The organism is Amycolatopsis sp. NPDC102522 (assembly GCF_055584485.1).
Window position 1 is genome coordinate 41,351 of record NZ_JBVJLY010000012.1, and the last position, 13,713, is coordinate 55,063.

Genomic DNA, 13,713 nt, shown 5'->3' on the forward strand with positions numbered 1-13,713 from the left:
GTTCATCCATGGAACGGACTGTAATGTGATCCAGATCACCCCCGGTCGGTGGGTTCGGCGACCCGCGCGTGAAGCCACCTGCGGTGTATAGGCTCACGACCCATGTCACCACGCAGGATCGGGGTCATGGGCGGCACGTTCGACCCCATTCACCACGGGCACCTCGTCGCGGCCAGTGAGGTCCAGTCGCGGTTCGCGCTCGACGAGGTCATCTTCGTGCCCACCGGCCAGCCGTGGCAGAAGTCGGACAGGGTGGTCACCCGCGCCGAGGACCGCTACCTGATGACGGTGATCGCGACGGCGTCCAACCCCGTGTTCTCGGTCAGCCGGGTCGACATCGACCGCGTCGGGCAGACCTACACCGTCGACACCCTGCGCGACCTGCGCGCGGAGTACCCGGACGATCAGTTGTTCTTCATCACCGGTGCGGACGCGCTCGAACAGATCCTCACCTGGCGCAACGCCGACGAGCTGTTCGACCTGGCGCATTTCATCGGCGTCACCAGGCCCGGCTACCGGCTCAATTCGCAGCATCTGCCGAGTGGGAAGGTGAGCCTGGTCGAGGTGACCGCGATGGCGATCTCGTCCACCGCCTGCCGCGAGCGGGTCGAAGGCGGGGAACCCGTCTGGTACCTCGTCCCCGACGGTGTGGTGCGCTACATCGCCAAAAAGGACCTCTATCGCAAAGACCCGGGTGCCTGACCGGGTACCCTCGTCGGGCGCACCCGCGAGTAAAGCAATCTGTTTGAGGAGAACTGTGACAGCCACGTCCGAGGCACGAGAGCTGGCCGTAGCGGCCGCCCATGCGGCGGCGGACAAGAAGGCGAGCGACGTGGTCGTGCTGGACGTGTCCGACCAGCTGGTCATCACCGACGCCTTCGTGATCGCGTCCGCGCCCAACGAGCGACTGGTCGGCGCCATCGTCGACAACGTCGAGGAGCAGCTGCGGATCGGCGGGCACAAGCCCGTCCGCCGTGAAGGCGCCCGTGAAGGCCGCTGGGTCCTGCTGGACTACGTCGACGTCGTCATCCACGTCCAGCACCAGGAGGAACGCTCCTTCTACGGTCTCGAGCGGCTCTGGAAGGACTGCCCGCGGATCGAGGTCGAAGGTTTGGAGACACCTGCCGAGGAGGACCCCGCCGACGCGCAAGGCGCCTCGTGAGTCCGCGGCGGCTGGTGCTCTGGCGCCACGGCGAGACCGACTACAACGCGGCGGGCCGGATGCAAGGGCATCTGGACTCCGCGTTGACGCCGGTCGGCTGGAACCAGGCCAGGTTCGCCGTCCCCGCGCTCGCCAGGTTCTCCCCGGATCTGGTGATCGCCTCGGATCTGCGCCGGGCGACCGACACGGCCACCGTGCTCACGGAGGCCCTCGGCGTCCCGCTGCGGATCGACAAGCGCCTCCGGGAAACCCATCTGGGTGAATGGCAGGGCTTCACCGGTCAGCAGGTCGACGAGGCCTACCCCGGTGAACGCGCGCGCTGGCGGGTCGACGCGACCTGGGCGCCGCCCGGCGGCGAGTCGCGGGTGGACGTCGCCGAACGCGCGATGGAGGTCGTCGCGGACCTGGACCAGCCCAATGCCGACGCCGGCGATGCCGTACTGCTGGCGACGCACGGCGGTCTGATCATCGCGCTGACCGCGAAACTGCTCGGCCTGCCGGTCGCGTCGTGGCCGACGCTGGGCGGGATCGTCAACTGCCATTGGGTCGAGCTGACCCGGCGGGACGGGAATTGGCGCCTGGCCGCCTACAACGCGGGAATCACCGGCTGATCCATGGCCCCGCGCCTGCTGGTGTTCGGCGATTCCCTCAGTTTCCACGGCCCGGACGGACCGCTCGCCGCCGACGACGCGCGCCTGTGGCCCAACATCGCCGCCGAAGCGCTCGGTGGCGGCGGTGTGGACCTCGTCGCCGGGTTCGGCTGGAACGCTCGCGACGCCTGGTGGTCGTTGATCGGTGACCCGCGTGTCTGGGCCGATCTCCACCACGCCGACGCCGTCGTGCTGGCCGTCGGGAGCATGGACACACTGCCATCGCCGCTGCCCACCTACCTGCGCACCGGCCTGCGTTACCTGCGTCCCGACCCGCTGCGGCGGGTGGCGCGCAAGGCGTATCTCGCCGCTCAGCCGCGGCTCGCGATCGCTCTTCGAGGGCGTCCGGTGGTCTTGCCTTCGAAGCTGACCGTCCAGTACCTCGACACCGCCGTCGGCGCTTTACGAGTGCTGCGACCGGAACTGCCGATCTTCGGCATCCTGCCGTCCGTCCACCGGTCCGACGCCTACGGCCGCGTCCACACCGCCCGGGCCGGTGCCGTCGCCGCCATCGCCGGATGGGGGCGGCGCGTGGACGTCCCGCTGCTGGATCTCGGAGCCGTCGTCGGCGACCACGTGCTGAGCGGCCGCGGCAATCCGGACGGGATGCACTGGGGCTGGGAAGGACATGCCTCCGTTGGCGCCGAAATGGCCCGCCTGATGGCCCCGGTGCTGCGCCCCGCGGCAACGTAGGCTGACTGCCGTGTCGGTCGCCGTTGTCACGGATTCCACCGCCCACCTGCCGGAAGGCTTCGCCGAACGGAACGGGATCCGGGTGGTCCCGTTGCACGTCCTCGTCGACGGCGTCGTGTTTCTCGACGGCGTCGAAATGGGCCCCGCGGCCTTGGCCGAAGCACTCGGCAAACGCAGCCTGGTGACGACGTCCCGGCCGACACCCGCCGAATTCGTCAAGGAGTTCCGGGCGGCGCTGGCCGAAGGCGCGGACGCCGTTGTGTCGGTCCATCTGTCCCGGGAGTTGTCCGGGACCTGGGAAGCGGCGGTGCTCGCGGCCCAGGAGGTCGGTCCGGACAAGGTGCGCGTGGTCGATTCCCGCAGCACCGCGATGGGGCTCGGCTTCGCCGCCCTTCGAGCGGCGAGTGCCGCCGCGGACGGGGCCGATCCGGCCGAGGTGGAGGCCGCGGCGGTCGACGCGGTGAGCCGCTCGGAGACCCTGTTCGCCGTCGAGACCCTCGAATATCTGCGCCGCGGTGGACGGATCGGCCCGGCGGCCGCCCTGCTCGGCACGGCACTCGCGGTGAAACCGGTGCTCCACATGTCCGAAGGCAGGATCCAGCCGCTGGAGAAGGTGCGGACGATGAACCGCGCGGTGGCGCGGCTGGTCGAACTCGCCGTCAAGGCGGCCGAAGGCGGGCTCGCCCACATCGCCGTCCATCACCTGGCCTCGCCGGAGCGCGCCGTCGAACTGGCCAACCGGCTGGAAGAGTCCATCAGCTGCCCGGAGGGATGCGTGGTCTCGGAGATCGGCGCCGTCATCGGGGCCCACACCGGTCCCGGCGTGCTCGGCGTCGTGATCCAGCGGGCGGGTTAGAAACCGGCCAGCGTCCCATACGACCCCGACGGAAACCGGCGATCCGGTCTCGGCAGGGGCCGGGTTGTCCACAACACCCCACTTGTCCACAGCTTCGGGAATCACCGCTGCCGCCCGCCGCCCCCGCTCCGTAGCGTCGTTCACGTGTTCGACCAAACCGCCCGGTCATCGGGTCCCTCCGTCAACGCCAGGCTGGCGTGGCTGGCCGCGCAGCTGTCGCCACCCACCCAGGGCCCGCCCGTGAGCAGGCTCGTGCGCCGCTGGGTGCCCGCCCGGTTCACGGCGGACGGGATTCCGGTGAACCGGCGGTGGCTCGCCGTGGTGGCCGTGCTGGTCGCGGTGGCCGTGATCGTGACCGGCGCGGTCGCTTTGTTCGGACACCGGCCAGGGGCGGAGACCCCACCGCCCCTGCCGTCGGCGAAGGCCGCCGGAGACGCCCCCGCCGCGGCGGTCAAGGCGCCTCTGGTGATCAGCGTCGTCGGCCGGGTGCTCAAACCCGGCCTGGTCACCGTCCCTCCGGGCGCACGGGTCGCCGATGCCCTTACGGCGGCCGGTGGGGCACCGCCCGGAACGGATCTGACCGGGCTGAACCTGGCCCGGCGGCTCACCGACGGCGAGCAGGTGGCCGTCGGTGTCCCCGGTCCGGCCGCGGCCGGACCGGGGACACCAGTGGGGAAGCTCGACCTGAACACGGCCACGGCCGAACAACTCGACACCCTGCCCGGGGTCGGCGAGGTGATGGCCAAACGCATCGCCGGCTGGCGGTCCGAGCACGGCGGGTTCACCACGGTCGAGCAACTCCGTGACGTAGAAGGGATCGGCGAATCCAAATTCAAGAAAGTCCGGGAATTGGTGTCCGTCGGATGAACCCGTCCGCCGATCCGTCCGAAGTGGACACCACGTCGTGGCGAGGTCAGGACCTGCGGTTGTTACCGGCCGCGGCGACGGCCTGGCTCGGCACTCTTTCCGGGCTGCTCGGCGGCTGGTGGATCACGATGCTCTGCGGTGCGGCCGCCGTGGTGCTCGCGATCATCGCCGGTGTCCGTGCCCGCCGGACGGCGCCCCGGTGGGTGGCGGGCCTGGGCGCGCTCGCGGTCCTCGGTGTGCTCACCGCCGGTCCGGTGGCGTTGCGGATCCGGGCCGCCGAGCACGACGACCTCCGTGCCGCCGCCGCACGGGGGAGCGACGCCACCGCGAGGGTGGTGGTCACCGAGCGGCCACGTCCGGTCCGCGGTGCCGGATACGCCGATCGCCGGGCAGGCACCCGCCTGGTGGTCATCGCCGCGACGGTGGACACCGTGGTGGCGGCGGAGCGGGTGGTGGATTCGGTCGGCCGGATCCTCCTGCTCGCTCCCGCCGAGGGGTGGGTGGACCTGCTGCCCGGGCAGCAGGTCAACGCCTCCGGGCGGCTCGCACCGGCGAAGGGGGCCGAACTGACGGTCGCGGTCCTCTCGGTGCGAGGCCCGCCGTCGGCCCTTTCGCCGGCGCCCTGGTGGCAGCGGGCCGCGGAATCGCTGCGCACCGGGCTCCGGGGCTTGTGCGCGGTCCTCCCGGAGGAGCAGGCCGGTCTTGTGCCCGGACTGGTCGTGGGGGACACGAGCACGCTGTCCCCGAGGGTCGAGCGCGAGTTCACGGACTCCGGCATGTCCCACCTGATGGCCGTGAGCGGTGGGAACGTGGCGATCGTCTGCGGCTCGATCCTGCTCCTGTTGAAAGTGCTCCGGGTCGGGCCGCGGACGTCCGCCGCCGCGGCCGCCGCGGGGCTCGCCGGGTTCGTGGTCCTCGCCGGACCCGCGCCCAGCGTGCTCCGCGCCGGGGTGATGGGGGCGGTCGGGTTGCTGGCGCTGGCCCTGGGACGCCGGGGTTCGGCGCTGCCCGCGCTGGCGTTCGCGGTGTCGGGGCTCGTCGTGGCCGATCCCGCGATGGCCGCCGATTTCGGGTTCGCCCTTTCGGTGCTGGCGACGGCGGGGCTCGTGCTGCTGGCCCCGCGGTGGGCCGAGTGGCTGGTCGGACGCGGTGTCCCGGCCGGCTATGCCGAGGGGCTGGCCATCCCGCTGGCCGCGTTCGTGATGACGGCGCCGGTCATCGCGGGCATGGCGGGATCGGTCAGCCTCGTTTCGGTGGTGACCAACGTGCTCGCCGCGCCGGTGGTCGCCCCGGCCACCGTGTTCGGCGTGCTCGCCACCGTCGTCGGCCCGTGGTGGCCTTCGGCGGGCAGGCTGCTGGTCCGGTTGACCGAACCCGAGGCGAGCTGGCTCATCACCGTGGCCCGCCACGGTGCCCGGGCGCCGGGAGCGGTCGTGGACTGGCCGGACGGCTGGTGGGGTGGCCTCTTGGTGGCCGGGCTGCTCGTCGTGGTGCTCGTCGCCTTCCGGCTCCGTCACGCCAGGATCCTGCTGGCGGTCGCGCTGGCGGGCGGACTGCTCGTCTTCGTGCCGGTGCGGGTGCTGGCCCCGGCTTGGCCACCGGCGTCGTGGAGCGCGGTCGCCTGCGACGTCGGGCAGGGCGATGCCGTCGTCCTGGCCACGGGTGAGCCGGGGAGGGCGATCCTGGTCGACACCGGCCCGGAACCGGGGCCGGTCGACGAATGCCTGAGCAGGCTCGGTGTGGACCGGGTTCCGCTGATCGTGCTGAGCCATCTGCACGCCGACCACATCGGCGGTCTCGAATCCGTCTTCGAGGGCCGGTCGGTCGGGGCGGTCGCCGTCGGCCCGGGCCGGGCACCCGCGTGGGCGTGGCAGCAGGTCGCGGACGAGACCGCGCGCCGCGGGATTCCCTTGCTGGAGCTGGGGATCGGGCAGCGGCTGGACTGGCCGGGGCTGTCACTGGACGTACTGGGGCCGCGTTATGTCACCCGCCGCTCGGTTCGCGAACAGGACGGCACGGTGATCAACAACGGTTCGGTCGTCCTGCGCGCCGTGACCCCGGCGGGCCGGTTGCTGCTGACCGGCGACGTCGAACTCGCCGCGCAGGCCGATCTGATGGCCGAGGGTGCCGATCTGCGTGCCGACATCTTGAAGGTCCCGCACCACGGAAGCCGCTACACCGCACCGGATTTCCTCAACGCCGTCGCGCCACAGGTCGCATTGGTGAGCGTCGGTGCCGGAAACCCTTACGGTCATCCGAACAAGTCCACTTTGGACAGTTTGACTGCCGTCGGTGCTTCCGTCGCCAGGACGGACACGGACGGCGACACCGCTGTCGTCGCCGACGCGCGGGGTCTTGCCCTGGTGCGCCGGGGTGAGCCCCGCGGCCCGCCTCGTTCTTGAGGCGGGCCGGCGGGAACTCAGATGCCGAGAGCCTCGCGGACCGCGTCGGCCGAGGCGCCGACCGTGGCCTTCGGGCCGACCTTGTCCTCGATGGCGTCGAGGGTCTTGAGGCCGTCACCGGTGATGAGGAGCACGATCTCCTCGTCCGGGTTGAGCTTGCCGGTCTCGATGAGCTTCTTGGCCGTCGCGACGGTGACCCCGCCTGCGGTCTCGGTGAAGATGCCCTCGGTGCGGGCGAGCAGCCGGATACCCTCGACGACCTCTTCGTCGGTGACGTCTTCGATCGCGCCGCCGGTGCGGTTGACCACGTCGAGGACGTAGGGGCCGTCGGCCGGGTTGCCGATCGCCAGCGACCGGGCGATCGTGTCCGGCTTGACCGGCTGGACGACGTCGTGACCCGCGCGGAAGGCAGCCGAGACGGGGGAGCAGCCGGTGGCCTGCGCGCCGAACACCTTGTACGGCGTTTCGTCGACGAGGCCGAGCTGCCCGAACTCGCGGAAACCCTTGTCCACCTTGGTGAGCTGGGAACCGGAGGCGATCGGAACCACGATCTGCGGGGGAATCCGCCAGCCGAGCTGCTCGGCGACCTCGAAGGCCAGGGTCTTGGAGCCCTCGGAGTAGTAGGGCCGGACGTTCACATTGACGAACGCCCAGCTCTCCTGCTCGGCCGCGAGCTGGGTGGCGAGCCGGTTCACGTCGTCGTAGTTGCCGTCGACCGCGATCAGGTCGCCGTCGTACACGGCGGTGGTGAGGATCTTGGCGCGCTCGAGGGTCTTCGGGATCAGCACGACCGACCGCCAGCCGGCGCGGGCGGCCGCGGCGGCGACCGCGTTGGCCAGGTTGCCGGTCGACGGACAGGCGAGCACGTCGAACCCGAACTCGCGCGCGGCCGCCAGCGCGACGGCGACCACGCGGTCCTTGAACGAGTGGGTGGGGTTGCCGGTGTCGTCCTTGACCCAGACCTTCTTGACGCCCAACGCTTTCGCGAGCCTGTCGGCCTGGACGAGCCGGGTGGCGCCGGGCTCGGTGTTGGGGATTTCTTCGACGTTCGAGGGAACGGGAAGGAGTTTCTTGTAGCGCCAGATGTTCTTCGGCCCGGCTTCGATGTCCTCGCGGCGCACGCGGCCGAAGTCGTAGGCGACTTCGAGCGGCGAGAAGTCCTCGGCGGAAACGAATTCGGGGGCGAGCGGCTGCCGGTGTCCCTCTTCCTTCGACACCAGTTCGACAGCCGGTCCGAGATCCGGGGTCTTGGTGGTGGAGGTCGTGCCGAGGGTTGCGGTCATCGCGAGGTCCTTCCTCATCTGCCCCGCCGTGGCGGGCCGGAATTGGCACCGTGTTCGTCAGCTATCCCGCGATCGCGGGATGACAGGCTGACGCCGGTTGCCGGGGCTTCATCGGGCCGTTCCCTCTGCCCCTCTGGATGAGCGGTATCCGATTGTCGGCACGCACATGATCGCGTCGCCTCGCCAACACCGTACGACATGAGCCTCAGGTGGGGCCACCGTGCCCGGAACACATCACCGGACAAAGCACACGAGAGGAGGAGTGGCAGGATCGTCACCGTGACGACGCAAGCTTCCGCCCCATCGCCGCTGGTCCTGGTTCTCGGTGAGGAAGAGCTGCTGATCGAACGCGCGATCCGCGCCTCTTCGGACGCGGCCAAAGCGGCCGATCCGACGGCGGATCTCACCCGGATCCGGGTGTCGGACCTCACAGTCCCCGCCCTCGCGGAGATGGTCAGCCCCTCGCTGTTCGCCGAGGGCAGGGTGATCGTCCTCGAATCCGCGCACGACATCTCGCAGGAGCTCTCCGACGGGGTGATGGCCTACGTCAAGGCGCCCGCCGACGGCATCGTGCTCGTCGTGGTGCACAGCGGAGGCGGCCGGAGCAAGGCCGCGAAGGCGCTTCCGGCGGCCTTGAAGAAGGCCGGGGCGGAGGTCGTCGAATGCCCGAAACTGACCAAGGCCGCCGAGCGGGAATCCTTTGTCCGCAACGAGGTCCGCCGGGTCGGCGGGAAGATCGACGGTGCGGCCGTGCTCGCGCTGATCGACGCCGTCGGCTCGGACCTGCGCGAGTTGTCGTCGGCCGCGACCCAGCTCGTCGCGGACGCCGGTGGAACGGTCGACGAGCAGGCGGTCCGCCGCTACCACCGGGGCCGTGCGGACGTGAACGGGTTCGCCGTCGCCGAGAAGGCCGTCGCGGGCGACATGGCGGCGGCCCTGGAATCGCTGCGCTGGGCGATGCAGCTGGGTGTTCCGCACGTGCTGGTCGCGGACGCCCTCGCCGACGCCGTGCGGACGATCGCGCGGGTGTCCGGTGCCGGCCGCGGGAACCCGAACCAGATGGCGGGCGAGCTGGGGATGCCGCCGTGGAAGGTGCGCAAGGCGCAGGGGCAGGCCCGTGGCTGGGGTCAGGACGGTCTCGCCACCGCGATGCGGGTCGTCGCCCGGCTCAACGCCGAGGTCAAGGGGGCGGCGGCCAACCCCGAGTACGCGCTGGAACGTGCCGTCCTGCAGGTCGTCGACGCCCACGGCACAGGACGCTGAACATGGCGAAGGGCCCTTGCGACTCGCGTCGCAAGGGCCCTTCGAAAGCCGATCAGAGAGAGTTCGCGCGCTTCGCGAGCGCGGACTTCTTGTTGGCGGCCTGGTTGGCGTGGAGAACGCCCTTGGTGACGGCCTTGTCCATCTTCTTGGCCGCGTCCTTCTGCAGCTCCAGGGCCTTGGCCTTGTCGCCGGCGTCGGCCGCCTCGCGGAACTTGCGGATCGCGGTCTTCACCGAGGACCGGATCGCCTGGTTGCGCTGACGCGCCTTCTCGTTGGTGGTGATGCGCTTGATCTGCGACTTGATGTTGGCCACGGGGGCGCTCCTCTTGAATCTCTCGGTGGTTTCACCGCCGCGCTGTGACGGCCCTGCGCGCTTGTGAAAGCGGCGCGGGTTTCCTCCATGACGGAATGCCACACAGCGGTGAAGGGCCAGCTTAACAGCCGTCCCGGGGCGGATCGTGGCCGCCTCCGCACGTGCTGGTGCGGTACGGTGAAGATCGTAGTGCCTAGGGTTCCGCCGCCTGTCCGCTCAGCGAAACACACAATCAGGACAGGCGGGACAGGTCCGAGCGGCACCATCGGCGGGGCCGGAAGCGTCGTCGTTCATCTGACGGGACAAAAGCCTGGAGGACCGGGTTTTCCGCATGCGCGGAAAACGTGAAAGGTCCGTCGTGAACGCCACCGCTCTGTCCCTTGTCATCGTCGCCGCCGTCATCCACGCGGGCTGGAACCTGGCCGCCAAGCGGATCCGCCGGGGCGGCGCCAGGTTCGTCTGGGCTTACTACAGCGTCTCCGCGATCCTGCTCATCCCCGTCATGGCGGTCTCGCTCGCCGTGGAGCCGCAACGTCCACAATGGACATGGCTGCTCGCCGCCGCGGTCACCGCGGTGTTCCACGTCACCTACGGAGTCGTCCTCCAGCGGGGTTACGCCGTCGGTGACCTGTCCGTCGTCTATCCCGTCGCCCGCGGGACCGGACCGCTGATCTCGGTACTCGCGGCGGTCGTGCTGCTCGGCGAGCGGCCGGGGGTGCTCGGCCTGGTGGGCGCGTTCCTCGTGGTCGCCGGGGTGCTGGTCATCGGCACCGGGCGAGCACCGGCCCACGCCGACGCCGCTGATCACGCCGCTCGCCGCAAAGGTGTGGCGTACGGGCTGCTGACCGGGCTCACGATCGCCGCCTACACGCTGTGGGACGCGCATTCGGTCACCGGTCTCGGTGTCCCGCCGATCGTCTACTTCGGGACCGGCGCGATCGTGCAGAGCCTGCTCATGGCGCCGTACGCCCTGAAGGACCGCGAAGAGGTCTCGTGGCTCTGGCGTGAGCACAAGCGTGAAGTCCTCATCGTCGGACTGCTCTCACCGATCGCCTACCTGCTGGTCCTCTACGCCCTCCAGATCGCCCCAGTGAGCCTCGTCGCTCCCGCGCGGGAGCTGAGCATCGTCCTGGGCGGCCTGGCCGCGTGGCTGGTCCTGGGGGAGGCGAACGCCGTCCGGCGGCTGGCAGGGTCGGCGGTCGTGCTGGCGGGGATCACCGCGATTGCGATGGCCTGAACCCATCGGGTAGGGATTGAGCCATGGACGTGCTGAGCAGCAGGGTGCTGATCCACCCGAAGGACCTCGACGTGTCGACGGCGTTCTATCGGGACACCCTGGGCCTGGCCATCGACAAGGAATTCCCCGGCGGGACGGTGTTCTTCGCCGGGAACGGGTCGATCGAGATCGTCGGCACCGGGAAGACCGGCCCGACTCCCGACGTCGCCTTGTGGCTCCAGGTCCGGGACCTGCCCGCGGCGCTCCAGGAGCTCGCCGCGAAGGGCCTGGATCCGGTCCGCGGAGCGCGCCGTGAGCCCTGGGGCCTGGACGAAGCGTGGATCGCCGATCCGGACGGCACCAGGATCGTGCTGGTCGAGGTCCCGCGTGAGCATCCGTTGCGCACCGACCCGCGTTAGGCCGTGGGTTCGACCGCGAAGGATTTGACCGCGCAGGGTTTGACAGCGCGCAGCTGAGCGGCGAGGGAAGCGCCGATGCCCGGCGGGTCCCAGGTCCAGGTCTGCAGGTCGGTGAAGCCGGCTGCCGCAGCCTCGTCGGCCAGCTCGTGCCGGGAGACCGGCAGCCACTTCTCGTGCGCCGACAGCAGCAGCCTGCCACCGGGCCGTAGCACGCGGACCAGCTCGGCGAACCCGGCCGCCCGGTCTTCCCACAGCTGCACGTTGTTGACGGTCAGGACCACGTCGACACTCTCGTCCGGCTCGCCCGTGGAGTCCGCGGTACCGGCCTTCAGCTCCACCTTGTCGCCGCACCGGCGCCGGGCGCGGGAGAGCATCTCCGGGGACGGGTCGACGCCGATCGCGCGGCCGGCGCGCTCGGCGGCCGCTTCCAGGCCGATCCCCGGGCCGGGGCCCACGACGAGGGCGGTTTCATCGGATTCGATCGACGCCAGTTCCACGACGCGAAGTTCGGTGGCAGCGTTGCCGTGCGCCATCGCCAGGCCACCGAACCGGCCGAGCAGTCCCCTGGGATGGCCGAACGTGCGATCGAGCATTTGGGACAGTGAAGTACTCATACTTCGAGGGCACCACAGCGCACCACGGGCCGCATCGGGGATGACCCCCACTCGCACCCGGAGCGGCATGCCACCATAGGGGTGGCACACCCCGACCTTCGCGAGGAAACCCGTTGACGACGTTCGCCGACACGACCTTCACGCCCCCGGAACTCATCCGGAACTTCTGCATCATCGCGCACATCGACCACGGCAAGTCGACCCTGGCCGACCGGATGCTGCAGCTCACCGGTGTGGTCGAGGAACGGGCCATGCGCGCGCAGTACCTCGACCGCATGGACATCGAGCGGGAACGCGGGATCACCATCAAGGCGCAGAACGTGCGCCTGCCCTGGAAAGTCGACGGTCAGGACCACGTCCTGCACATGATCGACACCCCCGGGCACGTCGACTTCACCTACGAGGTCTCTCGCGCGCTCGAAGCGTGTGAAGGGGCGGTTCTGCTGGTCGACGCCGCGCAGGGGATCGAGGCGCAGACGCTCGCGAACCTGTACCTCGCGCTGGAGAACAACCTCCAGATCATCCCGGTGCTCAACAAGATCGACCTGCCGTCGGCCGACCCGGACAAGTACGCCGCCGAGATCGCGCACATCATCGGCTGTGAGCCGTCGGACGTGCTGCGTGTGTCCGCGAAGACCGGTGTCGGGGTCGGCGAGCTCCTCGACGCGGTCGTGCAGCAGGTGCCCGCACCGCAGGGTGACGCGGACGCCCCGGCACGCGCGATGATCTTCGACTCGGTGTACGACACCTACCGGGGCGTCGTGACCTACATCAGGGTCGTCGACGGCAAGATCACCCCGCGCGAGCGGATCAAGATGATGTCCACCGGCGCCACGCACGAGCTGCTGGAAGTCGGGATCATCTCGCCTGAGCCCAAGGCCAGCAAGGGGCTGGGCGTCGGCGAGGTCGGCTACCTGATCACCGGTGTGAAGGACGTCCGCCAGTCCAAGGTCGGTGACACGGTGACCTCCGAGCGCAACGGCGCGAAGGAGGCCCTCGCGGGGTACCGCGAACCGAAGCCGATGGTCTACTCCGGGCTGTACCCGGTGGACGGTTCGGACTACCCCGAGCTGCGTGAGGCCCTGGACAAGCTCCAGCTCAACGACGCCGCGCTGGACTACGAGCCCGAGACGTCGGTGGCGCTCGGCTTCGGCTTCCGTTGCGGCTTCCTCGGCCTGCTGCACCTGGAGATCACCCGTGACCGGCTGGAGCGCGAGTTCGGCCTCGACCTGATCTCCACCGCGCCGAACGTGGTCTACGACGTCGTGCTGGACGACGGCAAGGAAATCCACGTGACCAATCCCTCGGACTGGCCGACCGGGGACAAGATCGACAAGGTGCTCGAGCCGGTCAGCAAGGTGAGCATCCTGGCACCCTCCGAGTTCATCGGCACGATCATGGAGCTGTGCCAGAACAAGCGCGGCCAACTGCTCGGCATGGACTACCTGTCCGAGGATCGCGTCGAGCTGCGGTACAACATGCCGCTGGGTGAGATCATCTTTGACTTCTTCGACACGCTGAAGTCGCGGACACGCGGTTACGCGTCGCTGGACTACGAAGAGGCAGGCTCGCAGGCGGCGGATCTGGTCAAGGTGGACATCCTGCTGCAGGGCGAGGGCGTCGACGCGTTCTCCGCGATCGTGCACAAGGACGACGCGTACAACTACGGCAACCGCATGGTGAACCGGCTTCGCGAGCTGATCCCGCGGCAGAACTTCGAGGTGCCGATCCAGGCCGCCATCGGGGCTCGCATCATCGCCCGCGAGACCATTCGCGCGATCCGCAAGGACGTGCTCGCGAAGTGCTACGGCGGTGACATCTCGCGTAAGCGCAAGCTGCTGGAAAAGCAGAAGGAAGGCAAGAAGCGGATGAAGACCGTCGGCCGGGTCGAGGTCCCGCAGGAGGCCTTCGTCGCCGCACTGTCCACAGAGGATTCGGGTACCAAGAAGAAGTAGGCGCTACTCACGGAAAAGGC

Annotated in this window: 14 protein-coding genes and 1 riboswitch; of the genes, 11 read left to right on the forward strand and 3 right to left on the reverse strand. The window is 69.8% G+C overall.

Annotated elements, in window-relative coordinates:
* The first annotated feature begins 102 nt into the window (after positions 1–102).
* From nadD to ACZ6YV_RS26245, 7 genes are all read left to right on the forward strand, one after another.
* Entirely contained in the window at positions 103–702 is a 600-nt protein-coding gene (gene nadD, locus ACZ6YV_RS26215; protein ID WP_378236598.1) for a nicotinate-nucleotide adenylyltransferase, read from the forward strand.
* Positions 703–757: 55 nt separating this feature from the next.
* Positions 758–1,162, forward strand: coding sequence for a ribosome silencing factor (rsfS, locus tag ACZ6YV_RS26220; RefSeq protein WP_378236599.1), 405 nt, complete (start codon positions 758–760; stop codon positions 1,160–1,162).
* Entirely contained in the window at positions 1,159–1,773 is a 615-nt protein-coding gene (locus ACZ6YV_RS26225; RefSeq protein WP_465512133.1) for a histidine phosphatase family protein, read from the forward strand. Before rsfS ends, ACZ6YV_RS26225 begins: the two co-directional genes overlap by 4 nt.
* 3 nt (positions 1,774–1,776) lie before the next feature.
* Positions 1,777–2,505 (forward strand): diglucosylglycerate octanoyltransferase, encoded by a 729-nt coding sequence (gene octT, locus ACZ6YV_RS26230; RefSeq protein WP_465512134.1) that lies wholly within the window; start codon positions 1,777–1,779, stop codon positions 2,503–2,505.
* Between the two features lie 10 nt (positions 2,506–2,515).
* The gene (locus ACZ6YV_RS26235) at positions 2,516–3,361 is read left to right on the forward strand and encodes a DegV family protein (protein WP_465512135.1); all 846 of its coding nucleotides are present in this window, start codon (positions 2,516–2,518) and stop codon (positions 3,359–3,361) included.
* A gap of 144 nt (positions 3,362–3,505) precedes the next feature.
* Positions 3,506–4,228 carry a ComEA family DNA-binding protein gene (locus ACZ6YV_RS26240; protein WP_465512136.1) on the forward strand — a complete coding sequence of 241 codons (723 nt, stop codon included), beginning with the start codon at positions 3,506–3,508 and terminating at the stop codon, positions 4,226–4,228.
* Positions 4,225–6,630 carry a ComEC/Rec2 family competence protein gene (locus ACZ6YV_RS26245; RefSeq protein WP_465512137.1) on the forward strand — a complete coding sequence of 802 codons (2,406 nt, stop codon included), beginning with the start codon at positions 4,225–4,227 and terminating at the stop codon, positions 6,628–6,630. The genes ACZ6YV_RS26240 and ACZ6YV_RS26245 overlap by 4 nt, the downstream gene beginning before the upstream one ends.
* 17 nt (positions 6,631–6,647) lie before the next feature.
* Here ACZ6YV_RS26245 and thrC read toward each other — a convergent pair whose 3' ends face one another.
* Complete coding sequence (thrC, locus tag ACZ6YV_RS26250; RefSeq protein ID WP_378236605.1) at positions 6,648–7,913, reverse strand: threonine synthase; 1,266 nt, start codon at positions 7,911–7,913, stop codon at positions 6,648–6,650.
* A gap of 11 nt (positions 7,914–7,924) precedes the next feature.
* A riboswitch (SAM riboswitch) is annotated at positions 7,925–8,057 on the reverse strand.
* Positions 8,058–8,192: 135 nt separating this feature from the next.
* Here thrC and holA point away from each other — a divergent pair.
* Entirely contained in the window at positions 8,193–9,176 is a 984-nt protein-coding gene (holA, locus tag ACZ6YV_RS26255; RefSeq protein WP_465512138.1) for a DNA polymerase III subunit delta, read from the forward strand.
* Between the two features lie 52 nt (positions 9,177–9,228).
* Here holA and rpsT read toward each other — a convergent pair whose 3' ends face one another.
* Complete coding sequence (gene rpsT, locus ACZ6YV_RS26260) at positions 9,229–9,489, reverse strand: 30S ribosomal protein S20 (RefSeq protein WP_125786046.1); 261 nt, start codon at positions 9,487–9,489, stop codon at positions 9,229–9,231.
* A 331-nt stretch (positions 9,490–9,820) separates the two neighbouring features.
* Between rpsT and ACZ6YV_RS26265 the strand changes: the two genes are divergently transcribed.
* Entirely contained in the window at positions 9,821–10,726 is a 906-nt protein-coding gene (locus ACZ6YV_RS26265) for an EamA family transporter (protein ID WP_465512139.1), read from the forward strand.
* 23 nt (positions 10,727–10,749) lie between these two features.
* Positions 10,750–11,124 (forward strand): VOC family protein, encoded by a 375-nt coding sequence (locus ACZ6YV_RS26270; protein ID WP_465512140.1) that lies wholly within the window; start codon positions 10,750–10,752, stop codon positions 11,122–11,124.
* Here the strand turns inward: ACZ6YV_RS26270 and ACZ6YV_RS26275 are convergent.
* Complete coding sequence (locus tag ACZ6YV_RS26275) at positions 11,121–11,738, reverse strand: class I SAM-dependent methyltransferase (RefSeq protein WP_465512141.1); 618 nt, start codon at positions 11,736–11,738, stop codon at positions 11,121–11,123. The genes ACZ6YV_RS26270 and ACZ6YV_RS26275 overlap by 4 nt on opposite strands.
* 113 nt (positions 11,739–11,851) lie before the next feature.
* On the opposite strand from ACZ6YV_RS26275, the gene lepA reads away from it, so the two are divergent.
* Positions 11,852–13,693, forward strand: coding sequence for a translation elongation factor 4 (lepA, locus tag ACZ6YV_RS26280; RefSeq protein WP_465512142.1), 1,842 nt, complete (start codon positions 11,852–11,854; stop codon positions 13,691–13,693).
* Positions 13,694–13,713 lie beyond the last annotated feature (20 nt).